Source organism: Thermobacillus sp. ZCTH02-B1, from assembly GCF_002159085.1.
Classification (GTDB): Bacteria; Bacillota; Bacilli; order Paenibacillales; family Paenibacillaceae; genus Thermobacillus.
In genome coordinates this window covers 21379-45924 of sequence record NZ_LZRU01000044.1, presented here as the reverse complement: position 1 = coordinate 45924, position 24546 = coordinate 21379, and the positions used below count along the sequence as shown (strand labels likewise).

Annotated in this window: 28 protein-coding genes, 1 tRNA gene and 1 pseudogene; 21 read left to right on the top strand and 9 right to left on the bottom strand. The window is 62.7% G+C overall.

Annotated elements, in window-relative coordinates; translation table 11 throughout:
• A pseudogene (locus A9Z00_RS15905) lies at positions 1 to 333 on the top strand (hypothetical protein); the annotation flags it as partial.
• On the opposite strand, the gene gyrB reads toward A9Z00_RS15905, so the two are convergent.
• The 6 genes from gyrB to dnaA form a co-directional block, all read right to left on the bottom strand.
• A complete protein-coding gene (gene gyrB / locus A9Z00_RS15505) occupies positions 231 to 2141 on the bottom strand; it encodes a DNA topoisomerase (ATP-hydrolyzing) subunit B (RefSeq protein ID WP_296979325.1) in 1911 nt (636 codons plus the stop codon). The pseudogene A9Z00_RS15905 and the gene gyrB sit on opposite strands and share 103 nt — an antisense overlap.
• Positions 2142 to 2188: 47 nt before the next feature.
• Positions 2189 to 2437 carry an extracellular matrix regulator RemB gene (gene remB, locus A9Z00_RS15500; RefSeq protein ID WP_296979323.1) on the bottom strand — a complete coding sequence of 83 codons (249 nt, stop codon included), beginning with the start codon at positions 2435 to 2437 and terminating at the stop codon, positions 2189 to 2191.
• 28 nt (positions 2438 to 2465) lie between these two features.
• Positions 2466 to 3575: a DNA replication/repair protein RecF gene (gene recF, locus A9Z00_RS15495; protein WP_296979321.1), complete on the bottom strand. Its 1110-nt coding sequence runs from the start codon at positions 3573 to 3575 to the stop codon at positions 2466 to 2468.
• Positions 3572 to 3793 (bottom strand): S4 domain-containing protein YaaA, encoded by a 222-nt coding sequence (yaaA, locus tag A9Z00_RS15490; protein WP_296979319.1) that lies wholly within the window; start codon positions 3791 to 3793, stop codon positions 3572 to 3574. Before yaaA ends, recF begins: the two co-directional genes overlap by 4 nt.
• 13 nt (positions 3794 to 3806) lie before the next feature.
• Complete coding sequence (gene dnaN, locus A9Z00_RS15485; RefSeq protein WP_296979317.1) at positions 3807 to 4952, bottom strand: DNA polymerase III subunit beta; 1146 nt, start codon at positions 4950 to 4952, stop codon at positions 3807 to 3809.
• 170 nt (positions 4953 to 5122) lie between these two features.
• Positions 5123 to 6475, bottom strand: a complete 1353-nt coding sequence (gene dnaA / locus A9Z00_RS15480; RefSeq protein WP_296979315.1) for a chromosomal replication initiator protein DnaA — start codon at positions 6473 to 6475, stop codon at positions 5123 to 5125.
• Positions 6476 to 7191: 716 nt separating this feature from the next.
• Here dnaA and rpmH point away from each other — a divergent pair.
• The 12 genes from rpmH to A9Z00_RS15420 all read left to right on the top strand — a co-directional run bounded on the left by rpmH (position 7192) and on the right by A9Z00_RS15420 (position 18740).
• On the top strand, positions 7192 to 7326 hold the full coding sequence (gene rpmH, locus A9Z00_RS15475) for a 50S ribosomal protein L34 (RefSeq protein WP_296979313.1): 135 nt from the start codon (positions 7192 to 7194) through the stop codon (positions 7324 to 7326).
• A gap of 78 nt (positions 7327 to 7404) precedes the next feature.
• Entirely contained in the window at positions 7405 to 7833 is a 429-nt protein-coding gene (gene rnpA, locus A9Z00_RS15470; protein WP_367189646.1) for a ribonuclease P protein component, read from the top strand.
• A gap of 44 nt (positions 7834 to 7877) precedes the next feature.
• Entirely contained in the window at positions 7878 to 8690 is an 813-nt protein-coding gene (locus A9Z00_RS15465) for a YidC/Oxa1 family membrane protein insertase (protein ID WP_483316332.1), read from the top strand.
• Entirely contained in the window at positions 8687 to 9493 is an 807-nt protein-coding gene (gene jag, locus A9Z00_RS15460) for an RNA-binding cell elongation regulator Jag/EloR (RefSeq protein WP_296979310.1), read from the top strand. The genes A9Z00_RS15465 and jag overlap by 4 nt, the downstream gene beginning before the upstream one ends.
• A gap of 88 nt (positions 9494 to 9581) precedes the next feature.
• Positions 9582 to 10961, top strand: a complete 1380-nt coding sequence (gene mnmE, locus A9Z00_RS15455) for a tRNA uridine-5-carboxymethylaminomethyl(34) synthesis GTPase MnmE (protein WP_296979308.1) — start codon at positions 9582 to 9584, stop codon at positions 10959 to 10961.
• Positions 10962 to 11010: 49 nt separating this feature from the next.
• Positions 11011 to 12900, top strand: coding sequence for a tRNA uridine-5-carboxymethylaminomethyl(34) synthesis enzyme MnmG (gene mnmG / locus A9Z00_RS15450; protein ID WP_296979307.1), 1890 nt, complete (start codon positions 11011 to 11013; stop codon positions 12898 to 12900).
• 3 nt (positions 12901 to 12903) lie between these two features.
• On the top strand, positions 12904 to 13623 hold the full coding sequence (gene rsmG, locus A9Z00_RS15445) for a 16S rRNA (guanine(527)-N(7))-methyltransferase RsmG (protein ID WP_483316331.1): 720 nt from the start codon (positions 12904 to 12906) through the stop codon (positions 13621 to 13623).
• 437 nt (positions 13624 to 14060) lie between these two features.
• The gene (gene noc, locus A9Z00_RS15440; protein WP_296979305.1) at positions 14061 to 14885 is read left to right on the top strand and encodes a nucleoid occlusion protein; all 825 of its coding nucleotides are present in this window, start codon (positions 14061 to 14063) and stop codon (positions 14883 to 14885) included.
• A gap of 113 nt (positions 14886 to 14998) precedes the next feature.
• Positions 14999 to 15781, top strand: coding sequence for a ParA family protein (locus tag A9Z00_RS15435; RefSeq protein WP_296979303.1), 783 nt, complete (start codon positions 14999 to 15001; stop codon positions 15779 to 15781).
• Entirely contained in the window at positions 15753 to 16607 is an 855-nt protein-coding gene (locus A9Z00_RS15430) for a ParB/RepB/Spo0J family partition protein (protein ID WP_296979300.1), read from the top strand. Before A9Z00_RS15435 ends, A9Z00_RS15430 begins: the two co-directional genes overlap by 29 nt.
• Before the next feature lie 362 nt (positions 16608 to 16969).
• Positions 16970 to 18136, top strand: a complete 1167-nt coding sequence (locus A9Z00_RS15425) for an aminotransferase class V-fold PLP-dependent enzyme (protein WP_296979299.1) — start codon at positions 16970 to 16972, stop codon at positions 18134 to 18136.
• A 79-nt stretch (positions 18137 to 18215) separates the two neighbouring features.
• On the top strand, positions 18216 to 18740 hold the full coding sequence (locus A9Z00_RS15420) for a DUF4446 family protein (protein WP_296979297.1): 525 nt from the start codon (positions 18216 to 18218) through the stop codon (positions 18738 to 18740).
• Here A9Z00_RS15420 and yyaC read toward each other — a convergent pair.
• Complete coding sequence (yyaC, locus tag A9Z00_RS15415; RefSeq protein WP_296979295.1) at positions 18658 to 19275, bottom strand: spore protease YyaC; 618 nt, start codon at positions 19273 to 19275, stop codon at positions 18658 to 18660. The genes A9Z00_RS15420 and yyaC overlap by 83 nt on opposite strands.
• Before the next feature lie 133 nt (positions 19276 to 19408).
• On the opposite strand from yyaC, the gene A9Z00_RS15410 reads away from it, so the two are divergent.
• The 4 genes from A9Z00_RS15410 to A9Z00_RS15395 all read left to right on the top strand — a co-directional run bounded on the left by A9Z00_RS15410 (position 19409) and on the right by A9Z00_RS15395 (position 21008).
• Entirely contained in the window at positions 19409 to 19681 is a 273-nt protein-coding gene (locus A9Z00_RS15410; RefSeq protein ID WP_296979293.1) for a putative Se/S carrier protein, read from the top strand.
• Positions 19678 to 20493: a mechanosensitive ion channel family protein gene (locus A9Z00_RS15405; RefSeq protein ID WP_296979292.1), complete on the top strand. Its 816-nt coding sequence runs from the start codon at positions 19678 to 19680 to the stop codon at positions 20491 to 20493. The genes A9Z00_RS15410 and A9Z00_RS15405 overlap by 4 nt, the downstream gene beginning before the upstream one ends.
• 59 nt (positions 20494 to 20552) lie before the next feature.
• Positions 20553 to 20786 carry a DUF951 domain-containing protein gene (locus A9Z00_RS15400; protein ID WP_296979290.1) on the top strand — a complete coding sequence of 78 codons (234 nt, stop codon included), beginning with the start codon at positions 20553 to 20555 and terminating at the stop codon, positions 20784 to 20786.
• Positions 20787 to 20917: 131 nt separating this feature from the next.
• Positions 20918 to 21008, top strand: a tRNA-Ser gene (locus tag A9Z00_RS15395).
• Positions 21009 to 21081: 73 nt separating this feature from the next.
• On the opposite strand, the gene A9Z00_RS15390 is transcribed toward A9Z00_RS15395, so the two are convergent.
• Positions 21082 to 21264, bottom strand: a complete 183-nt coding sequence (locus tag A9Z00_RS15390) for a YjzC family protein (RefSeq protein ID WP_296979288.1) — start codon at positions 21262 to 21264, stop codon at positions 21082 to 21084.
• Positions 21265 to 21578: 314 nt separating this feature from the next.
• Here A9Z00_RS15390 and rpsF point away from each other — a divergent pair, with 314 nt between their 5' ends.
• Genes rpsF through rpsR form a run of 3 tightly spaced genes read left to right on the top strand, consistent with a single transcriptional unit; the run spans position 21579 to position 22795 of the window.
• A complete protein-coding gene (gene rpsF, locus A9Z00_RS15385) occupies positions 21579 to 21875 on the top strand; it encodes a 30S ribosomal protein S6 (RefSeq protein ID WP_296979286.1) in 297 nt (98 codons plus the stop codon).
• 46 nt (positions 21876 to 21921) lie between these two features.
• Entirely contained in the window at positions 21922 to 22422 is a 501-nt protein-coding gene (ssb, locus tag A9Z00_RS15380) for a single-stranded DNA-binding protein (protein ID WP_296979285.1), read from the top strand.
• Positions 22423 to 22468: 46 nt separating this feature from the next.
• Positions 22469 to 22795 carry a 30S ribosomal protein S18 gene (gene rpsR / locus A9Z00_RS15375; RefSeq protein WP_296979283.1) on the top strand — a complete coding sequence of 109 codons (327 nt, stop codon included), beginning with the start codon at positions 22469 to 22471 and terminating at the stop codon, positions 22793 to 22795.
• Positions 22796 to 23032: 237 nt separating this feature from the next.
• Here the strand turns inward: rpsR and A9Z00_RS15370 are convergent, their stop codons facing one another.
• The gene (locus tag A9Z00_RS15370) at positions 23033 to 23377 is read right to left on the bottom strand and encodes a DUF4870 domain-containing protein (protein WP_367189640.1); all 345 of its coding nucleotides are present in this window, start codon (positions 23375 to 23377) and stop codon (positions 23033 to 23035) included.
• A gap of 120 nt (positions 23378 to 23497) precedes the next feature.
• Here A9Z00_RS15370 and A9Z00_RS15365 point away from each other — a divergent pair, with 120 nt between their 5' ends.
• Complete coding sequence (locus tag A9Z00_RS15365) at positions 23498 to 24532, top strand: LCP family protein (RefSeq protein WP_296979279.1); 1035 nt, start codon at positions 23498 to 23500, stop codon at positions 24530 to 24532.
• The last annotated feature ends 14 nt before the right edge of the window (positions 24533 to 24546 follow it).

Genomic DNA, 24546 nt, shown 5'->3' with positions numbered 1-24546 from the left:
ACGACCTTGAGGGGACTGGAGAAGGTCACCATGCAGGCGATGCTTGTTTTTGCTGCCATGAATCTGAAGAAGATGGCGACCTGGCTTTGGAAGTCAGGTCCCCATCTAAAGCAAGTTGGCTTTTTGCTGGTGATTTTGGCCAACACCATAAAACAAACTCCCACGTTCCACCTGAAACATGGGAGTTTGTCTTCAGTCTGGAGCCGCCCGGTAAATCCGGACGGCTTCGTTCAGACGTCGAGGTTCTTGACGAATTTCGCATTGGCCTGGATGAATTCGCGCCTCGGTTCGACATTGTCGCCCATGAGGATGTCGAAAATGGCATCCGCCTGAATCGCATCCTGAATCGTCACCTGCAGCATCGTGCGATTCTCGGGGTCCATCGTCGTCTCCCACAGCTGCTCGGCGTCCATCTCGCCGAGGCCCTTGTAACGCTGGATGTTGACCTTCGCGCCCTCGCCGAATTCGGCCAGAATCTGGTCGCGCTCCTTGTCGTTCAGCGCATAGCGGACGACCTTGTTCCGCTCGATCTTGTAAAGCGGCGGCTGCGCGATGTACACGTAACCCGCCTCGATGATCTGGCGCATGTACCGGTAGAAGAACGTGAGGAGCAGCGTCCGGATGTGGGCGCCGTCGACGTCCGCGTCGGTCATGATGATGATCTTGTGGTAACGCGCCTTCGACAGGTCGAAGTCCTCGCCGATTCCGGTGCCGATCGCCGTGATGATGGCGCGGATCTCCTCGTTGTTGAGAATCTTGTCCAGCCGCGCCTTCTCGACGTTCAGAATCTTGCCGCGGAGCGGCAGGATCGCCTGGAAGTGGCGGTCGCGGCCCTGCTTCGCCGAACCGCCCGCGGAATCGCCCTCGACGATGTAGAGTTCGCAGATCGAGGCGTCCTTGGATGAGCAGTCGGCCAGCTTGCCGGGCAGCGCGCTCACCTCGAGCGCGTTCTTGCGGCGCGTCAGCTCGCGGGCCTTGCGCGCCGCTTCCCGGGCCCGCGCGGCCTGCACGCTCTTCTCCGCGATGCGGCGCGCGACGGACGGGTTCTCGTCGAGGAATTCCTGGAACTTCTCGGCAAACATCGATTCGACGATGCCGCGCACCTCGCTGTTGCCGAGCTTCGTCTTCGTCTGCCCTTCGAACTGCGGCTCCGGAATCTTCACGGAGATGATCGCCGTGAGCCCTTCCCGTACGTCCTCGCCCGTCAGGTTCGAATCGCTGTCCTTGAGCAGGCCGATCCTGCGGGTGTATTCGTTGATGATGCGCGTCAGCGCGCTCTTGAACCCGGCTTCGTGCGAGCCGCCTTCGTGCGTGTGGATGTTGTTCGCGAACGAATAGATGTTCTCCGTGTAGCCGTCGTTGTACTGCAGCGCGATCTCGACCTGGATGTTGTCCTTCATGCCCTCGATGTAGATCGGCCGCTCGTGCAGCAGCTCGCGGTTGCGGTTCAGATATTGCACAAACTCGATGATGCCGCCCTCGTACCTGTAGATGTCCTCCACACCGGTCCGCTCGTCGCGCAGCACGATCTCGATGCCCTTGTTCAGGAACGCGAGCTCGCGGATCCGCGTCTGCAGCGTCTCGTAATCGAACTCGGTCGTCTCGGTGAAGATTTCCGGGTCGGGCTTGAATGTGACCGTCGTGCCCGTCTCTTCGGTCTCGCCGACGACGCGCACATCGTAAAGCGGAACGCCGCGCCTGTACTCCTGCCGATGGATGCGGCCGTCCCGCTTGACCTCGACGATGAGATGCTCGGAAAGCGCGTTTACGACGGAAACGCCGACGCCGTGCAGACCGCCGGACACCTTGTAGCCCTCGCCGCCGAACTTCCCGCCCGCGTGCAGCACCGTCAGCACGACTTCGAGCGTGGGCCGCTTCATCTTCGGATGCTCGCCGACCGGGATGCCCCGGCCGTTGTCAATCACCGTGATGGATCCGTCCTTCCGGATGATCACCTCGATGCGCGTGCAGAAGCCGGCGAGCGCCTCGTCAATGCTGTTGTCGACGACTTCCCAGACGAGATGGTGAAGCCCTCTCGAGCTGGTCGAACCGATGTACATGCCGGGCCGCTTGCGTACGGCCTCAAGCCCCTCCAGCACCTGGATCTGGCTTTCATCATAAACATGCCGGCTGTCGGTCATGCCCTGTTCACTGCTCCTCTCGACTGCTGCCTCCGATCCGCGACGGATCACGCGTCCGGCAGCTGATGCGTCCGCTTCTTCAGCGTGGAGGAAGAAATCGGAGAATAATAGATTTTCCGGGTGGTCACGACGATCGATTTCGGCTCTTCTTCGCCGATCACTTCCACGTTCTTGCTCTTCGAAGCCCAGGCGGTGAACTGTCGGGTAACCCGCGAAGACTGCTCGATCGAAATATCCAGAATCGCCACAAGCTCGCTGGCCCGTACGATCCGGTCTCCGCCCAGATGGACATACATCGTCGCTCGTGCTCCTTCCGCATCGGCTCTACGCTTTCTCCACGCGGCCGTCCTTCACCTGGAACAGGCAGGCGTCGCGCAGCTTCTCCCGATCGACGCCGTCCAGACTGGTCGTCGTAATGAACGTCTGCACCTTGTGCTGGAACGTGTCGATGAGCATCGTCTGACGGCTCCGGTCGAGCTCCGACAATACATCGTCCAGCAACAGCATCGGATATTCGCCGGTCTCCTCGCGAATCAGCTCGATCTCGGCCAGCTTGAGCGACAGCGCCGCCGTCCGCTGCTGGCCCTGCGAACCGTAGGTCTGCGCCTCCATGCCGTTGATGCGCAGCACGAGGTCGTCCCGGTGCGGACCGACCAGCGTCATGCCGCGGCGCAGCTCCTGTTCCCTCGCCTGTGATAACTTTACCATAAAACGATCGGCCAGGACAGCTTCTTCTTCCCCTTCCTCCATCTCGAACGAAGGCCGGTACTCCACCGCGAGCTCTTCCCTTCCGCCCGTGATGCCGGCATGGATCGAAGCCGCCCACCGCTGAAGGGTTACGATAAAGTGTTGCCTTTTCTTCATCAATTTAACACCCCAAGCGGCGAGCTGCTCGTCCCACACCTCGAGCAAACCGGATCTTGCGCCGGGGCCGGCGGTCTTCAGATAGCGGTTGCGCTGCATCAGCACTTTGCCGTACTGCTGCATCGCATGAAGGTAGCCGGGATGGATCTGGCCGATCTCCATATCGAGGAACCTTCTGCGCACGCCCGGAGCGCCCTTGACGATCTCGAGATCCTCGGGCGCGAACATGACGACGTTCAGCGTGCCGACGAATTCGCTGAGCCGGCGCTGCTCCAGGCCGTTCACCTTCGCGCGCTTTCCCTGCTCGGTGAACACGATCTCGAGCGTGACGCGGCCATGGCGGCGCTCCGCCTCTCCGTACGCGCGCGCCGTCGCGCTGTTCCAGCGGATCAGTTCCCGGTCCCTCGACGTCCGGTGCGAGCGCGCGAGCGCCAGCACGAAGATCGCCTCGAGCAGGTTCGTCTTGCCCTGGGCGTTCGGCCCGATGAAGATGTTGACCATGTGATCCGTCTCGAGCCGGAGCGATTCGTAATTCCGGTATTGCGACAATTCGATTTTCTTCAGCTTCACTTCTTCACGACCTCGATCGCAAACGCGCCGCATCCTTCGACCTCGATCCGGTCGCCCGCGTACAGCTTCCGCCCGCGGCGCGTTTCCGGCTCGCCGTTGACGCGCACCGCGCCTTCGGCCAGCAGGGCTTTCACCTGGCCGCCGGTGTCAACGCAGCCGGCCAGCTTCAACAATTGGCCGAGCGTGATCGGCTCGGTTGTGATCGCGATCGTTCTCATGCGGATGTTCCTTTCAGCCGGTCGTGCGGTACGGCAGGATGATGTGGAGCTGACGGTCGCTTTGGTCGGTCGGACGGATCACGATCGGGCTCATCGATCCGTTGAAGCCGATGAAGATCCGTTCGCTGTCGATGACCCGAAGCGCGTCGAGCATGTACTTCGAGTTGAACGCAATGCGCAGCTCGTCGCCTTCGAGCCGCATCGCGCGCATCCGTTCGGTGACGCGGCCGAGTTCCGTCGAACTGGACGAGATCTCGATGTCGCCTCCGTCGAGCGTCACGATGCGCACGATGTTCGTCTTTTCCTCGCGCGACATCAAATAGGCCCGCTCGATCGCGTCCGTCAGCCTCCGCGTTTCGATCTCCATTTCCGTCTTGAATTCCTGCGGGATGATCCGCGACGTGTCCGGATAGGAGCCGTCAAGCACGCGGGAGTAGAACAACACCCGGCCGATCCGGAACAGCACCTGGTTGTCGGCCGCCGCGATCTCGACGGGATCCGGCGCGTCGGGAACGATGCGGGACAGCTCGTTCAGGGTCCGCGCCGCGATGACGATGCTGTCGATGCGCTCGTCCTCCGCCGCATCGACCGCCGCGGTGCAGGTGGACAGGCGGTGCCGGTCGGTTGCCGTGAACTTCAGCTCGCCGCCTGCAAGCCGCCACTGGACGCCGGTCAGGATCGGCGTCTGCTCGTTCGTCGAAGCGGCGAAGATCGTCTGCCGGATCATGTTCTTGAGCCGGTCACCCGGTATCGTGACGGTCTTGAGGCTGCCGAGATCCGGCAGCACCGGAAATTCCTCGGCGTCCAGGCCGATCATCTGGATGTCCGTCGCGCCCGAGCGGATCGTGACGTTGAAGCTTCCCTGCTGTTCAAACTCGATTTCGTCTTCCGGCAGTTTTTTGACGATTTCCGCCATGAAACGGGCGGACAGCACGATGCTTCCCGGCCGTTCGACGCGGACGACGGGCTCGTCGCCGATGTTCGCCGGTACGAAGGTCTGGATCGAAATTTCGGTGTCGCTGGCGGTCAGCGTGAGACCGTTCGCGTCCGCTTCAAACTTGATTCCGGACAGAATCGGAATGGCCGGCTTCGAAGAGACGGCCTTCGCGGCCTGCTGGACGGCTTCGTTCAATTCGTTTTTGCGGATGGTCAGTTTCATGCGTTCCTCCCGTCGGCGGTCGTCGTAGTCTGTTCCTTAATGAAGAATATCATAACATTAATTGGCCGTATCCGTAGTAGTGCGGCTGAATTTGTGGATAAGCGCGCAGCCTTCGACAAAAACGGCCTATTCACATGTGAATAAGCCTGTGCACGGGCCTGACGGGTTGTTCACGGTTGTCCGCTGCGGATCCGTTCGGTCAGCGTCCGGATGATCTGCTGCAGCTCGCGGTCCGTCTCGAGCTGTTTCGATATTTTGTCGTGGGCGTGGATGACCGTCGTGTGGTCGCGGCCGCCGAACGCGTCGCCGATCTTCGGCAGCGAATGGTCGGTCAGCTCGCGCGCGAGATACATCGCGACCTGTCGCGGGAACGCGACGGCCTTCGTCCGCTTGCGCGCCTTGAAGTCTTCGATCCGGAGGCCGAAATATTCGCCGACCTTGGCCTGGATGTCCTGGATCGTGATCATCTTCGGGCGGTTCGAGGAGATGATGTCCTTGAGCGCTTCCGCCGCGAGATGGGTCGTGATGTCCTGGTTGGTCAGCGACGAATAGGCGACGACGCGGATGAGCGCGCCTTCGAGCTCCCGGATGTTCGTGTCGATCATGTTCGCGATGTAGACCATCGCCTCGTTCGGAATGTCGAGGTTCTCGGCCTTCGCCTTCTTGCGCAGGATCGCGATCCGGGTCTCGAGGTCGGGCGGTTGGATGTCGGTGATGAGCCCCCATTCGAACCGCGAACGGAGCCGCTCCTCCAGCGTCGGAATCTCCTTCGGCGGGCGGTCGCTCGAGATGACGATCTGTTTCCGCTCTTCGTGCAGCGCGTTGAAGGTGTGGAAAAATTCTTCCTGCGTCTGCTCCTTGCCGGCGAGGAACTGGATGTCGTCGATCAGCAGCACGTCGATGTTGCGGTATTTGTTGCGGAAGCTTTCGCCCCGGTTGTCGCGGATCGCGTTGATGAATTCGTTCGTAAACTTCTCGGACGAGATGTACAGCACCCGCATGCCCGGATTGTGTTCCAATATATAATGGCCGATCGCGTGCATGAGATGGGTCTTGCCGAGCCCGACGCCGCCGTAAATGAACAGCGGGTTGTACGCCTTCGCCGGCGCCTCGGCCACCGCGAGCGAGGCGGCGTGGGCGAACCGGTTGTTGGCGCCGATGACGAACGTTTCGAATTTGTATTTCGGATTGAGCATGCTGCCGGCGGACTCTTCATGAACGACCACGGGACGGCGCACGACCGGCGGTTCGGCCTGCGGTTCCGCCGCTTTCTGCTCTTCGAGCGCGAATTTCACGTCGACGGGATAGCCGAGGCATTCCTCGAGCGCTTCCCTGATGTACCGCGTATAGCGGCTCTCGAGCCATTCGACCGCGAACGGCTGCGGCGTGGTGATGAGCACGAGCCGGTCCGAGAGGAAGCGCATGTTCGTCTCCTTGAACCACGTGTCGAAGCTTGGCTTGCTGACCCGGGTCTGGATGATGGAAAGCGCCTGCTGCCAGATGTCACGGGGTTGGCTGTCCAATGCCTGTCACTCCTTACCGACTGTTCGTCCGCCCATTGGGGATAATCGCCCGTTCTCCAACGCGATCGCAACCGTATCCGGAAAAAAGAGCAAAAAGGAACAAGCCTCTCCTTCGGCTTGCGCATGCGTAGGCATTAACTTATGTAAGTCCGTTCACCGGATGCGGCCTGCGCCGTCCGATGCGGTTTGTGCGCCGCATCATGTCGAAAAGAAGCGAGCGCGGGACAAATTATCCACAAAATGAACGAAATCCCGCTGTGAGTCATCCAGAGGGGAGTGAATTGCTCACAAAGTTGTACACAGTCTGTTGATAAATTCGAGGATTCACGAGAGATGTCCACAGCTTGAAGCAAATCTATCATAGCAGACCGAGCCCCTGATTTCAACGCTTGTGCCGAAACTATCCACAATTCCCGCATCTGTGCACAAAATTTATGAACAACCCTCGAAATTGTTGAAAAGTTGTCGACAACCCGGGGATTTTCGACGGCGTTCGGCAATCGGTTATCAACAACCCCCGGCAACCGATACCCGGCGGACGTCCGATTGCGTCCCGCGCGCTTTGGCATGCGGGGGCAAGCTTGACTTTGAAAGAACGGTGTGGTTTAATTGTAGGGGCGTTTTTCCGGACGTATCGCAGCCGGTTCGCCGGCTTTCGGTATGGATGGATGGAAGCGTTGTTGGAACTGAATTTCGGAATCGGGAGGTGTCCGGCGATGAAACCGACGTTCAGGCCGAACGTGAGCAAACGGAAGAAAGTGCACGGCTTCCGCAAGCGGATGAGCACGAAGAACGGCCGCAAGGTGCTGAAGGCTCGCCGCAAGAAGGGCAGAAAAGTGCTGAGCGCTTGATCCGGAGGACCACGAAGCGTGGTCTTTTTTTATTCGCTCCGTCCGGTGCCGGGCGTCTTCCGGACGGAAGGTTCGGTGATGGTGATGCAGAGAAAGCTTCGCCTGCGCAGCCGCAGCGATTTCACCCGCGTATACAAGACGGGCAGCTCGTTCGCGAACAGCCAGTTCGTCGTCTATTGGCTCAAGCGTCCCGAGACCGAACGGTTCCGCGCGGGCGTGTCGGTGAGCCGGAAGCTCGGCGGCGCCGTCGTCCGCAACCGGATCCGCCGGGTCGTGAAGGAGCTGATCCGCCTGAACGCGGACAAGATCGCGGACCGGACGGATTTCATCGTGATCGTACGGCGGCCGGCGCTCGGCATGAAGACGAGGGATTTGGAGAGAAGCCTTCTGCATGTGCTGCGCAAGGCCGGTCTCCTGAAGGGGGGAAAGCCCGCCGGCGGGTCCGGACGACGGAACGGATCCGGATCCGGGGCCGGGCCGGAAACGCAGCCCCGGCGGGAGGTTTAAGCAAGTTTTCTTCGGATCATAAATTGTGATATAGTGTAAGGGGAATGTTTGTCTTCTCAAGAGGGGAGTTTTGCCCGTTGTCTCGACCAGGGAAACGATTTCTTCTTCCGGCGGCGACGGCGGCGCTTTTGCTGCTCGCGGGCTGCTCGCCGGTTGACCATACGGCCAGCACGGAGGATCTGCTCCACGGGAATTTCTGGGAGCGAAACTTCGTCTATTATTTTGCGGTCATGCTGGACACCTTCGCCGAATGGCTGGGCGGCAATTACGGACTCTCCATTCTCCTGCTGACGGTCATCGTCCGCACGCTGATCCTGCCGCTCACGCTGAAACAGTACAAGAGCTCGAAGGCGATGCAGGCGATCCAGCCGGAGATCCGGAAGCTGCAGGAGAAGTACAAGAACAACCAGCAGAAGCTCAACGAAGAGATGATGAAGCTGTTCATGCAGCACCAGATCAACCCGATGGCGGGTTGTCTGCCGCTGTTCGTCCAGATGCCGATCTTCATCGCGCTGTACAATGCGATCTACTGGAATCCGGACATCCGGGAGTATTCGTTCCTCGGCATCCAGCTCGGCCTCGCGCCGCAGGAGCAGGGCATCATCGCCTGGCTGCTGCCGATCATCGCCGCGACCACGACGTACATCCAGTCGAAGATGATGCCGCAGCAGGCGACCGGACCGATGAAGGCGATCCTGATGATCTTCCCGGTCATGATCTTCGTCATGGCGCTGTCGTTCCCGGCGGCCCTGCCGCTCTACTGGGTGTACAGCAACATTTATACGATCATCCAGAACTATTTCCTGTACGTGCGCTCGTCTGACAAGGGCAAACCGAAGGAGGCCCCCGCGAAATGAAGAAGGTCACGGCATCCGGCAAGACGATCGAGGCTGCGGTGAACAGCGGACTAGCCGAACTCGGAACGACGATCGACCGCGTGAAGGTGAACGTGCTCCAGCATCCCACGCGCGGTCTGTTCGGCCTGTTCGGCGCAAGGTCCGCCCGGGTGGAGCTCGTGCTCATCGAGGAACCGGAGGCGGAAACATTCGCCGCGCCCGAAGCGGAACCGCCCGCGGAAGAAGCAGCCGATGAAGACGCGGTCGTCTCGACGGATGCCGGCGGTTCCGGAGACGGGGAACCGTACTTTTTCGACGACGGGGAAGATTCGGAAACGGAAGAAGGGGATGTGCGCTCGGAACCGGGCAACATCGACGAAGCCGCGGAGGCGGCGGAGCGGTTCCTGCGCGAAGTCGCGGAAGCGATGGGCGTCACGGTCGAAATCCGCCGGAACATGACGCGTGACGGCCTGCTGCTGTCAATGTCGGGAGGCGATGACATGGGCCTCATCATCGGCCGCAGGGGGCAGACGCTCGACGCGCTGCAATATCTGGCGAACATTGTCGCCAGCCGCCGTACGCGCGGACGCGTGCGCATCCTGCTGGATGCGGAGAATTTCCGCGAGCGGCGCCGCAAGACGCTGGAGGAGCTGTCCGAGCGGCTTGCGCGGCGGGTGGTCAAGACCGGCAAGGAGGTCGTCCTCGAGCCGATGACCCCGCAGGAGCGCAAGGTGATCCATATGGCGTTGCAGCATCATCCGGAGGTGAAGACGTTCAGCAAGGGCGAAGAACCGAACCGGTGCGTCGTCATCACGCTCAAATAGAGCTTCCGTTCAAGCGATCATGCGACTTTACCGCGGCAATGGCTCGTCACGCGAGGCATTGCCTTTTTTTGAAGGAAGGAAGGAAGACATGCAGGACGACACGATCGCCGCGATCGCGACGGCCGTCGGCGAGAGCGGAATCGCCGTCATCCGGATCAGCGGACCCGACGCGATCGGAGCGGCGGCGCCCTACGTCCGCGCGAAGGTCGGCCTCGCGGACGCGGCTACCCATACGGTGCAATACGCGAAGATCATCGATCCGTCGACCGGCGAGACGGTCGACGAGGCGCTCGTCACGGTGATGCGGGCGCCGAAGTCGTTCACGGCCGAGGATGTCGTCGAGATCAGCGTCCACGGCGGCGTCGTGCCGGTGCGGCGGGTGCTCGATCTGCTGCTGGCCGGCGGCCGCATCCGCCTCGCGGAGCCGGGTGAATTTACGCGGCGCGCATTTCTCAACGGCCGCATCGACCTGGCGCAGGCGGAGGCGGTCATGGATCTGATCCGCTCGAAGTCGGAGCGGGCGATGAAGGTGGCGCTGAAGCAGGTCGAGGGGAAGCTCTCGCGGAAGATCCGCGAGATCCGGCAGCGGCTCGTCGAGCTGCTCGCGCATCTCGAGGTGAACATCGATTATCCCGAGCACGATGTCCCGGAGTTGACGAGCGCTTTTCTCCGCGAACGGTGCGGGGAAGCGCTGGAGGAGATCCGGCGGCTGCTAAAATCGGCGAACGAAGGCAGAATATTGCGCGAAGGGATCACGACCGCGATCGTCGGGCGTCCGAACGTTGGCAAGTCCTCGCTGCTCAATCTGCTGGCGGGCGCCGAGCGGGCGATCGTGACCGACATTCCCGGCACGACGCGCGACGTCATCGAAGAGTATGTGACGGTGAACGGCATCCCGCTCCGGCTGCTCGACACGGCCGGCATCCGGGAGACGACCGACGTCGTCGAGCGGATCGGCGTCGAGCGGTCGCGGTCGGCGCTGGCCGATGCCGATCTGCTGCTCGTCGTGCTGAACCGGTCCGAGCCGCTGCACGACGACGACCGCGATCTGCTGCGCCAGGCGGCGGGCCGTCAGGCGATCGTGATCCTGAACAAGACCGATCTGCCCGCGAAGCTCGACGAAGACGAGGTGCGGAACCTGCTGCCCGGGGCGGCCGTCGTGCCGATGTCGGCGAAGGAGGGGCGGGGCCTCGGGGAGCTCGGGCAGGCGATCGCCGCCCTGTTCTTCGGCGGCAAGCTGGAGGGCGCGGAGGAGACGGTCGTCTCGAACGCCCGTCACGCCGCGCTGCTGAGGCAGGCCGAGCGGTCGCTCGTCGACGCGATCGAGTCGACGGATGCCGGGGTGCCGATCGATATCGTGCAGATCGACGTCCGGACGGCCTGGGAACGGCTCGGCGAGATCACGGGCGACACGGCCGGGGAATCGCTGATCGATCAGATTTTCTCGCAGTTCTGTCTCGGAAAATGACGGGCCGGGGCGGCGGGTTGTTTGTTCAATCGGAAGGCGGGTGAATCACATGGGATATGAAGCGGGACATTATGATGTCATCGTCGTCGGCGCGGGGCACGCGGGCTGCGAGGCGGCGCTCGCCGCGGCGCGGATGGGCTGCGAGACGCTGCTGCTCACGATCAGCCTCGACATGGTGGCGTTCATGCCGTGCAACCCGTCGATCGGCGGGCCGGCCAAGGGCCATGTCGTGCGCGAGATCGATGCGCTCGGCGGCGAGATGGGACGAAACATCGACAAGACGTTCATCCAGATGCGGATGCTCAACACGGGCAAGGGGCCGGCGGTCCACGCGCTGCGGGCGCAGGCGGACAAAGCGCTCTATTCGCTGACGATGAAGCAGACGCTCGAGCGGACCGAGCGGCTCACGCTCCGCCAGGCGATGGTCGAGGAGCTGATCGTCGAAGGCGGCCGGTGCAAGGGCGTGCGGACGAGGACGGGTGCGGAATATTACGCGCAGGCGGTCGTCCTCACGACGGGCACCTATCTGCGCGGGAAGATCATCATCGGCGAGCTGATGTACGAGAGCGGCCCGAACAACCAGCAGCCCTCCGTGAAGCTGTCGGAATCGCTGCGCTCGCTCGGCTTCGAGCTGATTCGCTTCAAGACCGGCACGCCGCCGCGGATCCACGGGGACACGATCGATTTCTCGAAGATGGAGATCCAGCCGGGCGACGAGAAGCCGAAATATTTCTCCTACGAGACGGAATACCGCGAAGTCGAGCAGCTGCCGTGCTGGCTGACGTACACGTCGGAGGAGACGCATCGGATCATCCGCGAAAACCTTCACCGGGCGCCGATGTATTCGGGGCTGATCGAAGGAACGGGGACGCGCTACTGCCCCTCGATCGAGGACAAGATCGTCCGGTTCGCCGACAAGCCGAGGCATCAGATCTTCCTCGAGCCGGAGGGCCGGAACACGAAGGAATATTACGTGCAAGGGCTGTCGACGAGCATGCCGGAGGAGCTGCAGCTCAAGATGCTGCACTCGGTTCCTGGCCTCGAGAAGGCCGAGATGATGCGCCCCGGCTACGCGATCGAGTACGACGTGATCGTGCCGACGCAGCTCAAACCGTCGCTGGAGACGAAGCTCGTCGAGGGGCTGTTCACGGCCGGCCAGCTCAACGGCACGTCCGGCTATGAGGAGGCGGCCGCCCAGGGGATCATGGCGGGCATCAACGCCGCGCGCAAGGTGCAGGGCAAGGAGCCGGTCATCCTGTCCCGCGCCCAGGCCTATATCGGCGTGTTGATCGACGACCTCGTGACGAAGGGGACGAACGAACCCTACCGGCTGCTGACGTCGCGCGCCGAGTATCGGCTGCTCCTGCGCCACGACAACGCCGATCTGCGCCTGACGCCGATCGGCTACGAGATCGGGCTCATCAGCGAGGAGCGCTACCGCAGGTTTCTCGACAAGAAGAAGAAGGTCGAGGACGAGATCGGGCGGCTGAAGACGGTGAGGCTGAAGCCAGAGGAGGCGCAGCGGGTGCTGGAGCCGGCCGGATCCGCTCCGGTCCGGGACGTCGTCGACCTCGCGACCCTGCTCCGCCGGCCGGAGGTGACGTACGCGATGATCGAGGCGGTATCGCCGCCGCCGGTCGAGCTCACCGACGAGATGAAGGAGCAGGTCGAGATCCAGATCAAGTACGCGGGCTACATCGAAAAGCAGATGCAGCAGGTGGAGCGGCTGAACAAGATGGAATCGAAGCGGATTCCGGAAGACATCGACTATTACGCCGTCCACGGGCTGTCGACGGAGGCGAAGCAGAAGCTGACGGCGATCCGGCCGATTTCGATCGGCCAGGCATCCCGGATCTCGGGCGTCTCGCCCGCCGACCTGTCCGTGCTGCTCGTGCATCTCGAGCATTACAACCGCGTCACGGCGGCGCGGGGGTCGTGAGATTTGGGCGCCCCTTCCTGGTTCGTCAAGCTGCTTGCGGAACGGAACGTGGAGATGACGCCGGAGCGCAGCGAGCGGTTCGAGACCTACTATCGGCTCCTTACGGAATGGAACGAACGGATGAACCTGACGGCGATCACGGAGCGCGAGGCGGTGTACGAGAAGCATTTCTACGATTCGCTGACGCTCGCGTTCCATCTGGACCCGGACGGGATCGGCCGGATCGCGGACATCGGCTCCGGCGCCGGATTTCCGGGCCTGCCGCTCAAGATCTGCTTCCCGCATCTTCAGGTGCTGATCGTCGATTCGCTCGGCAAGCGGATCCGGTTCCTCGAGCATCTGACAGCGGAGCTGGGCTTGTCCGGCGTGACCTGCCTGCACGCCCGGGCCGAGGATGCGGCCCGGATACCGGAACACCGGGACGGCTATGATCTCGTGACCGCCCGCGCGGTCGCGAGGATGAACGTGCTCAGCGAACTCTGCCTTCCGTTCGCGCGTCCGGGCGGGCTGTTCGCCGCGATGAAGGGAAGCGATCCCGCCGGGGAGATCGCGGAGGCGGAGCGCGCGCTGTCCGAGCTGGGCGGCAGGATCGAGGCGGTGCACGCGCTGCGGCTTCCGTTCGAGCAGGCGAGCCGGCACATCGTGGTTGTGCGCAAGACGGGCCGGACGCCGGCGCGGTATCCGCGCAAGGCGGGCGTTCCGGCGAAGCAGCCGATCGTCTGACGGCTGCGGCAGGCGTTTTCGCGGCCGTGTTCCACGTGGAACATTTTCCGTGAACAAATGCGAAAAATCGCTCTGTCAAGCAGGAAATCGATTTTTCCTTCTCGAATCTAAAAGTTTGCAAGTGGCGATGGTTCAGCGCAGTGCGGCAACAACGGATCAAATCGCGTCACGCCGATGGAACATCGGCGTTTTGTTTCGGGGCGCGCCGCGTCCGGCATTGTTTGCCGCGCTGCCCTGTTGCTTTGGCGGATAGGCTTTGCACAAGCGAGCTTGTGGTCGGGCTTGTCTTTGTCGGTATCCGAGACGGTAGGTGCATCCGATGATGCACCATCCGTTTTGCTTGCCACGGACGCATGCGGTGCCGTCCGGGCGCGGCGAGCGGAGCTCCGCCCGGGCGAACCTGCGGCGGCATACTGAATGGGGTAGGGAAGGACATGATGAAGGAGCAAATTTCCCGGCTGTTCGGTCTGGGCGACCGTGCAAATCAGGATGAAGTGAAGCAAATCCCCGTCGACGAGATCGACCCGAGCCCCTATCAGCCCCGGACCGTGTTCGATGACGAGAAGATCGACGAGCTGTGCCAGACGATCCGCACGCACGGCGTCATCCAGCCGATCGTCGTGCGCGTCCGCAACGGCCGCTACGAGCTCATCGCGGGAGAACGCCGTCTGCGCGCCGTCAAGAAGCTGGGACTCGCGACCATTCCGGCGATCATCCGCGAATTCAACGACTCCCAGGCGGCGTCGATCGCGCTGATCGAAAACCTGCAGCGGGAAGGGCTCACGGCGATCGAAGAGGCGATGGCCTACCAGAAGCTGCTGGAACTGCACAATCTGACGCAGGAAAGCCTGGCGCAGCGGCTCGGCAAGAGCCAGTCGACGATTGCGAACAAGCTGCGCCTGCTGCACCTCAGCGAACCGGTAAAGAAGGCGCTCATGGAGCGCAAGATCACGGAACGGCACGCCCGGGCGCTGCTCACGCTCGATTCGGAAGAGCTCCAGGTGAAGGTGCTGGAAGACATCATCACAAAAGAACTGAATGTGAAACAGACGGAAGCCCGCGCCGCGTTCTACAAAGAAGCCGCTTCCAAGCCGAAAAAATCATCAAAGCGGATCTCGTTCGCGAAGGACGTCCGCCTCGCGCTCAACACGATCCGCCAGTCCGTCGAGATGGTGGCGGGAACCGGCATCGACATCCGGACGGACGAACGCGATTGCGGCGAACATTATGAAATCGTGATCCGCATTCCGAAGAAAAGGTAGCCTTGCGACGGGAACCGTCCCACGCGGTGTCGCCCGCGGCACGCTCTTCCGCCGGCGGCCGGCACAGGAACCGACGGACGCAAGACAACTCAGCTGGTGAGAGGTGAACCGGTTTGTCGAAAATCATTGCGATCGCGAATCAGAAGGGCGGGGTCGGCAAGACGACGACCTCCGTCAATCTGGGCGCATCGCTGGCATCGCTGGGAAGAAAGGTGCTGCTCGTCGACATCGATCCGCAGGGCAACACGACCAGCGGCATCGGGATCAACAAGGCGGATGTCGAAAACTGCATCTACGACGTGCTGATCAATGATGTCCATCCGCGCGATGCCATGATGGACACCAGCATTCCGGGACTCAAGGTGATACCCGCCACGATTCAGCTGGCCGGAGCGGAAATCGAGCTTGTGCCTGTCATCTCGCGGGAGATTCGGCTGAAGAAGTCATTGTCGCTGGTGCGGGACCTGTTCGATTACATCCTGATCGATTGCCCGCCTTCGCTCGGCATTCTCACGATCAATTCCCTGACGGCCGCCGATTCGGTGCTCATCCCGATCCAGTGCGAGTACTATGCGCTGGAGGGGCTCAGCCAGCTTCTCAACACGGTGCGCCTTGTCCAGAAGCATCTGAACAAATCGCTGAAGATCGAGGGCGTGCTGCTCACGATGTTCGATGCGCGCACGAACCTCGGGATCCAGGTGATCGAGGAAGTCAAGAAATACTTCCAGCAGAAGGTGTATCAGACGATCATCCCGCGCAACGTCCGCCTGAGCGAAGCGCCGTCGCACGGGCAGTCGATCATCACGTACGATCCGAAATCGAGGGGCGCGGAAGTCTACCTCGAATTGGCGAAGGAAGTGATTACCCATGAGCAGACGGCTGGGGAAAGGGCTTGACGCGCTGATATCTTCTCTGGAGGTAGGCGACGACGACAAGGTCGTCGAGATTCCGCTCGCCCAGATCCGTCCGAACCCGTATCAGCCGCGCAAGACGTTTGACGAGGAATCGATCCGGGAGCTGGCGGAATCGATCCGGCAGCACGGCGTGATCCAGCCGATCATCGTGCGCAACGCGGTGAAGGGCTACGAGATCATCGCGGGCGAACGCCGCTTCCGGGCGTCGCAGCTCGTCGGCAATGCGACGATTCCGGCGGTCGTGCGCGATTTCTCCGATCAGCAGGTGATGGAGATCGCGCTGATCGAGAACCTGCAGCGGGAAGACCTGAACGCGATCGAGCTGGCCCAGGCTTACCAGTCGATCATGGAGAAATTTCAGCTTACCCAGGAGGAACTGTCGCTCAGGGTGGGAAAATCGCGTTCCCACATCGCGAACTTCCTCCGTCTGCTTACGCTTCCCGCTGAAGTGAAGGAACATGTTTCACGTGGAACATTGTCGATGGGACATGCGCGGGCGCTCGCCGGCCTGAAGGATGAAAAGCAACTGAAGGAGCTGGCGCGCCAGACGATCGAGAACGAATGGAGCGTGCGGCAGCTGGAAGAGGCGATCCAGCAGCTCGGGCGCAAAAACGCCGCCGCGAAGAAGCCGCAGGCCAGGGCGAAGAAACGCGATCCGTACATCGAGCAGATCGAGGAGACGCTGCGCGAGCGGTTCAAGACGACGGTCCGCATCCGCCATCAGAAGGACAGGGGCCGGATCGAATTGCTGTATTACGGCCGGCAGGATTTGGAACGGCTGCTGGAAATGCTGGAGCGGCTGGCCTGAAGGCGTTGGACTTCCGGCGAACGGAACCGGACGGCGGAGAAACCGAAGCGCGCGGGGCTGTTCCGCGTTCCTGATCAGAAAAAGTTGGCGACGGGGCGCCATCCGGCAATGCCGATCCGGAGGCGCCCTTCCTGCTGGACCGGGGGCGGATGCCTCCGGCGGGAACGGCGCGTTCGGGGCCGGATGTCCGACGGCGCAGGCGCGGCGCCGGTCCGAAGGAAGGCCGAAATCCGCCGCCGTTCGGCGCCTCGACGCCCGAATCCGTGAACATGATCGGCGGAACCGGTTGTTTTCGCGGAGCGGAACGTTTACACTAAGGTATGCCATTTTCAGATGAACGGCGGAAATGCGGGGTGGCCGGAATGGACAACCATTCGGATCGGATCATCTATCTGGATCATGCGGCGACGTCCTGGCCGAAGCCGCCGGAAGTGATCGAAGCGGTGCGCGATGCGATGCTGCTCCACGGAGCGAATCCCGGCAGGGGAAGCCACCGGATGGCGGTCGACGCGGGCCGGATCGTGTTCGAGGCGCGCCAGGCGCTGGCGGAACTGTTCCGGATCGCGAACCCGAACGATATCGCGCTGACGTTCAATACCACGATCGGGTTGAACATGGCGATCAAGGGGCTGCTCAAGCCCGGCGACCATGTCGTCGCCACGGCCGTGGAGCACAACGCGGTGCGGCGCCCGCTCGAATATCTGAAGCGGACGATCGGCGTGAAGGTGACCTACGTGGAGACGGATGAGCGCGGCCGCCTCGATCCGTCCCGGGTCCGCGAAGCGCTCCTTCCGGACACGAAGCTGGTCATCGTCAACCACAGCTCGAATCTGCTCGGCTCGATCCTTCCGGTCGCGGAGATCGGGGAGATGACCCGCAGGCGGGGCATCCGTCTGCTGGTCGACGCGGCCCAGAGCGCGGGCGTGCTGCCGATCGACGTGGAGGCGATGGGCATCGATATGCTGGCGTTCCCGGGGCACAAAGGGCTGCTCGGCCCCCAGGGGACCGGCGGGCTGTACATTCATCCGGAGATCGAGCTCGAACCGATCCTGCACGGCGGCACCGGCAGCCAGTCGGAGTCGGCGGATCAGCCGGACGTGCGGCCCGACCGCTTCGAATCCGGCACCGTCAACACGCCGGGCCTGGCGGGGCTGGCAGCCGGCGTCCGGTACGTCCTGCATGAGACGGTCGGGAAAATCTATAATAAGGAATGGTTGCTGGCGCAGCGGCTCATGGAAGGCCTGGCGTCGATCGACGGCGTGCGCGTGCTCGGACCGGAGGCGGGCGAGCCGAGAACCGGCATCGTATCGTTCATCGTCGGCAGCGCCGATCCGTCGGAGACGGCGTTCATTCTGGACAGGCATTACGGCATCGCCGTGCGCGCGGGGTATCATTGCACGCCGCTCGCGCACGGAGCGGCGGGCACCGGGGACACCGGCGCGGTGCGTGCCAGCGTCGGCTGGTCCACGACCGAGGCGGACGTCGACGCGCTCATCGAAGCGGTGAAGGAGATCAGCCGGTACTATTGAACGGCCGGCTGTCGGCGCCGGAGAAACATCAACAGAGAGAAACGGCAACTTCGGAGATCGGAATCGCGGGGGAACGTCAATGAAAGTAGAAGAAACCGAAATCCTGTATGCGGCGGCCGCGGCGGTCGGCCTGCTGACGGTGGTGCTGCTCGTCTGGATTGCCGTGCTGAGCCGCCGGCTGAGCCGGCTTTCCCGGCAATACCGGGCGATGATCGGCGGAACGGGCGTAGCCGACCTGGAAACGGTGATCGGCGGCCTGCAGCAGCGGACGGTCGACGCCGAGCGGGAGATCGGACGGCTGTCCGAAGCGCTCGGCCGGCTCGAGGAGAAGGTCAGGCTGTCGGCCGGCCGGGTCGGAGTCTTGCGTTACAATGCATTCAATGAGCAGGGAAGCGATCTCAGCTTCGCGGTCGCGATCGTGAACGACGAGCGGAGCGGCGTCGTGCTGAGCGGCATTTACAGCCGGGACCAGACGTATGTATATGCGAAACCGGTGACCGGCGGAGAGTCGCCCTACCCGCTTACACCCGAGGAACGGCAGGCGATTGCGCAGGCCGGACCGCAGCCAGCGGCCGTTCCCGCCGCACGGCATGAACGGCGTTGATGAGGCTCTGCGCGATCAGATCGGCCATGCGCATGACGAGGTGCAGCCTCGTGTTCTGCAGAACGAAATATTCCATGAAACCGCCGACGTTGACGATGCCGGTCATGTGAATGTCGCCGACCGGCGGCAGTTCCTTGTTGACGCCGGCACCCGGACGGACCGGCCCTTCGCCGAGCTGGATGCAGCCGACGCTGGCGGCCTGTCCGAGACAGGCGTCGACGCCGATGATGAACGGCCGGGGTGTCTTCCGTTCGATCGCGTGAAGCGTCTCTTCCAGATTCATCGCGTGGACCGGATGCTCGAGCGTGCCGTACAGATCGAAATGCGGGCTGCGGTACCTGGACAGCTTCGTGCCGACCAGGGGGCCGAGCGAATCGCCGGTCGAACGGTCCGTGCCGACGCACACGATGACGATCCGGCGATCCTCCGCCATCGTCGTCATGTAACGGGTCAGACGTTCGGTGAGCAGTGCGCATGCGTTCGCGTCCGCATACGCGACCTTGAGCGGCGGCTCTCTTCGAACGGCCGGTTTCATGGCATCCCCTCCGCAAACAGCGTGTTACTAGTATATGGACATCGTTCCCGGTTTATACTGGAGGGACCCAAAACGGGACCGAGGGGCTAAGGGGCGGTACTTCGGCATCACTTTCGGGAAAGGGGGCGCCGCGATGTTGGCCGCATTCGATTCCACCCAGCAGGCGCTGCGGGCGGAATTGCTGTTCGAATACGCCGGGATCGAGATCGATATCCGTCCGACACCGAAGGAGATTACGGCCGGCTGCGCGCTCTCGATCGAATTTCCCGACGCGTGTCTTCCGGAAATTTTGCGCATCATCCGGCAGGAACGCGTGGAAATCCGCGGAATATACATCTTGACGGATCGCGGCTATGTGCCCGCGGCGGCGGAAATGCTTGCGGATGCGGGGGAAATGGACGAATGACGGCGGCGAATCGCTTTTTTCCGATCGATCCGGCGGATGAGGGGATGTGGATCGGCCTCGGCGTATCGGCGCTGCGCATCGCGCTCATCCTGCTGGCCACCTGGATCGCGGCCAAGCTGCTGCACCGCGCGATCGGGCGCCTGCTGATCGAGCGGCATCCGGAGCGGTTCCGGCTGCAGCCGCGGCGCGTCCAGACGGTCGGCAGGCTGTTGAACAACACGGTGTCCTACTGCATCTATTTCGTCGCCTTCCTGCTCATCCTGGGCGAGTTCGACATCAGCCTCGCGCCGCTGCTGGCGGGCGCCGGCATCGCCGGCCTCGCGATCGGGTTCGGCGCACAGAGCCTGGTCAAGGATGTCATCTCCGGGTTGTTCATCCTCCTGGAGGATCCGTTCGGCGTCGGCGACGAGGTGAAGATCGGTTCGTACAAGGGCAAGGTCGAGATGATCGGCCTGCGCACCACGCGCATCCGAAGCTGGACGGGCGAGGTGCACATCATCCCGAACGGACAGATCAACGACGTGACGAACTATTCGCTGCACAATTCGCTGGCCGTGGTCGACGTCGAGGTGGAGGGCGACGTGAACCTCGAGCGGGCAATGGCCGTCATCGGCGAGACGGCGCGGCAATTGAGAAGCGACCATGTGGTGCGCGAACCCGAAGTGCTCGGGGTCGTGGCGGCAAGCGCGTCCAGCGCGACGGTGCGGGTCGTCGCGGAATGCAAGCCGAACACGCACGAGGAGGTTGCCCGGTCGCTCAACGTGCTGATCCGTCGGGCGCTCAACGAGCTGCGGACCTTGCCGGAGGGCTGAGCCGGGGTTCTACGCCGGCGGACCGGGCAACATCCTGAACACGGACGGGAGGGGAGAGCGTGGAGCGGAAGCAGTTCGGTCTGGGAGACATCGTGCAGATGAAGAAACCGCATCCCTGCGGCACGAACGAGATGGAGATCATCCGGATGGGGATGGACATCCGGATCAAATGCGTAGGCTGCAAGCACAGCGTCCTGATCCCGCGCGCGAAATTCGAGAAATATATGAAGAAAGTGATTCGTCCGGCCCAGCCGAAGGCGGAAACCGGCGCGGATCCGGGTTCTTCCGGCTGAACGGCGGGCGCGGTCGGGTGCGGATGAATCGTCCGAATGTTCGGTCAATTATCCGTGCATCCGCATGGCCGAGATTTCTTCTTGCAACGGCAAGCCCCCTGTGATAATATAAATCCTGCTTGTGCCGACACGGAGAGGTACCCAAGAGGTCCAAGGGGGTTGACTCGAAATCAACTAGGCGGTGCAAGCCGCGCGTGGGTTCGAATCCCACCCTCTCCGCCATTTGCGCAAGAAGACGAATGCGACTCCGAATCGGAGTCGCATTTTTCGTCTCCGGAAATCCGTCACGTGCGGATCAGTGTTTCACGCGCTTCCATTTCCGGCGGTGATTCGAGGGTTCCGGAAACTTCTCGCCCTTGCGCAGATAGATCTTGCGCGGATGGTTGATGCCCGTCGGAAAGTCGTCGTCGCCGACCTCCATGTACCACCCGTCGTTCGGCGCGGTGTGGCCGGCGTCGAATTCGGTCCATTCGCCCATCGTATGCAACTCCTCCGTTTCCCGGCCGGCGGCTGCGCCGGCGCGCGGTTCGCTTCCCTATTGTTCGCCGCCGGCCCGGCGGACATGTCCGGGATCGTCCGGCGCAGGAGGGACAGATCGGCAGGGTTGGACCCGGCCGGCCGGGGGCGTCGGTCGACGTGCACGAAACCGATGCCGTTTTATCGCAAATGCTTGCAGAAAACCACGATTTTCTGGTATAGTATACAGGTATGCGAGTCATTGTTGTCTCGGACAATGACGATCGCTCCTTGCTCCCTTGCGGGGGCCTTCAGTCCACAAGGAGGTGAACGGAGATGCGCAAGTACGAAGTGCTGTACATCGTCCGTCCGGATGTTGAACAGGAGGCGCTCCAATCGGTCGTCGAAAAGTTCAACGCGATCATCTCGAACGGCGGCCAGGTCATCAAGTCCGAAATCATGGGCAAGCGCCGCCTGGCTTACGAGATCAAGAAATTCCGCGACGGCATCTACGTGGTGGTCAACTTCAGCGCGCCGCCCGAGGTCGTGAAGGAACTGGACCGCGTGATGCGGATCTCGGACGAAGTCATCCGCCATCTGATCGTGCGCGACGAACGCGACGACGTCGCGTAATCGGGCGAAGCCGGCGTACGCACATACCGATTGGGAGGTTCAGGCCATGTTGAACCGGGTCATTTTGATCGGGAGGTTGACGCGGGACCCCGAGATGCGCTATACGCCTTCCGGCGTTGCCGTCACGCAGTTCACGCTCGCGGTGGACCGGCCGTTCACGAACAGCGCCGGGGAGCGCGAGGCGGATTTCATACCGATCGTCGTCTGGCGCCAGCTGGCCGAGACCTGCGCGAACTATCTGCGCAAGGGCCGCCTCGCGGCGGTCGAAGGCCGGATCCAGGTGCGCCATTACGACAACAACGAAGGCCGCAGGGTGTATGTGACCGAAGTGGTGGCCGACAACGTGCGGTTCCTCGAACCGCCGAACCGGGAAGGCCGCGACGACGCCGGCGGTTTCGGACTCGGCCAGGCGGGCGGTTACGGCGGCCCGGGCGGCTACGGCGGCACGGCCGGAGGTTATGGCGGCGGCCGCGGCAATGTCCGCGACGATGACCCGTTTGACGACGGACGCCCGATCGACATATCGGAAGACGATCTTCCCTTCTGATGCCGGCTTGTGACCGGATCAATCCCGAAGCAAAGGAGGACGGACCATGAGCGAGCAACAACAGGCGCAGCAGCAACAGCAGGCGCAACAAGCGCAACAACAGCCGCAACAACAACAACAGCGGCAGGAGCGCGAGCGCCGTTACAGCGGACGCAAGGGCCGGAACAAGCGCCGCAAGGTCTGCTATTTTACGGTGAACAAGATCACGTACATCGACTACAAGGACACCGAGCTGCTCCGCAAGTTCATCAGCGAGCGCGGCAAGATTCTGCCCCGCCGCGTGACGGGCACGAGCGCGAAGTATCAGCGGATGCTGACGACGGCCATCAAGCGGGCCCGTCAAATGGCGCTGCTGCCGTATACGACGGACTGAGCGGCACAGGAAAATCCCGGACCTTTGTCAAGGTCCGGGATTTTTGTATGCCCGGCACGGGCGTCCTCTCTGCGGTGGCACGGACAGGCGTTCTTTCGCCCTGACGCGCAACGCGGAATCCGCCAGCGCAAGCGGGGCGCTCTTTTTTGCCGCCGATCGCGAAACCTTGCGGGCCGTTCCTTCGTCCAATACGCAGACGGGAGATGCGGCCGCATCGGGGGAATCGCTCCGGCTCGTTCAGAAGCGGGCGCTTTCCCGGTCGGCGATCGGCCCGATGAACGGCACCATGAACTTCCGCTCCTGAAGCGCCAGCAGCATGCAGGCGATCCAGCAGACGAACGAGAGCGGAACGAGCAGCAGGTTCAGGAGCCATCCGATCAGCGGGATGAAGGAGAAGGCGACGTTTATAATAAACAGCGAACCGAACAGCAGCGTGGACTGCAGCGCATGGAACTTGACGAAGCGGCTGTTCTTCTCGACGGCGAGAAAAATCAGCCCGGAGACGAAGCCGAGCGCATAGCACAGCATGGCGGCGATGCGGACTTCCAGACCGGTGGAAGAGCGGCCGTTCAAGGCGATCACCTCACGCCGGGCAAGGCGGAAGCACGGGACCGCTTGCCCCTGTATTCTGTTGCATACGTATTCGGACGCCGCCGGGGATAGAACGGCCCACGGGCGGCAAAGATCGGGAGGACGGGAAGAATGAGGCTGACGCGCGGAAAGGTCTGGGCGGCCGGCATCGCCGCGGGCATCGCGCTTCTGGGGCTGGCCGGGTACTGGTTTCGGACACAGATCGCGCTGGCGGCGTTCGAGCTTTTGTTCGCGGACAAGGTGAAGGCGAAGCTGGAGCAGTCCTACCAGCCGATCGCCCGCACGGCGCCGGAGGGCGGGAGGGCCTCGATCGGGACGGGCGGGGAGCCGGAGGTTGCGGCGGCGGCCGCCGACCGGCCGTTCACCCTGCTGCTGCTGGGCATCGACAGCCGTAAGGGAGAGCGGGGGCGGTCCGATGCGCTGATCGTGACGGTCGTCCGGCCGCGCGACGCCGCGCTGCTCATCGTCTCGATTCCGCGCGACACCCGGGTGGAGATTCCGGGACGGAAGAAGCCCGACAAGATCGCGCACGCCTACGCCTACGGCGGAGCCGCGCTCGCGGTCGAGACGGTGGAGAAATTCCTCGGCCTTCGCATCGACCATTACGCGTCGATCAATTTCCGGGGGTTCCGCGAGGCGATCGACGCCATCGGCGGCATCCGGCTGCCGGTCGAGAAGGATCTCGTGAACGACGACCCGGGTCACGAGCATTTCGTTGTCAAAGCCGGACAGCCGTTTTACAATGGAGAGGATGCGCTGAACTACGTCCGGTTCCGCGAGGACGCCGGCGGCGACGCGAGCCGCGCGAGGCGCCAGCAGATCTTCCTGCGGGCGATCCTCGACAGGGCGTCGGAGATCGGGGAATGGCGCAGGATTCCCGAGCTGATCGACATCATGGGGAACAACTTCGCGACGGACATCCCGCCGGACGAGATGGTGCGGCTGGCGGAGCGGATGATTGCCGCCGGTCCGCATCCGGTCCACAGCCACACGCTGAAGGGCGCGGGCCGGATGGAGGACGGAATCTGGTACTTCTTCGCGGACGAGCGCGACGCGGAGCGGGCGAAAGCGTGGATCCGCGCCTGGCTGGATGCCGACGCGGCCTATCAGGAATTGCCGAAGCCGGATCCGTCCGGGCCGGCGTGAATCGGCTCCCGGAC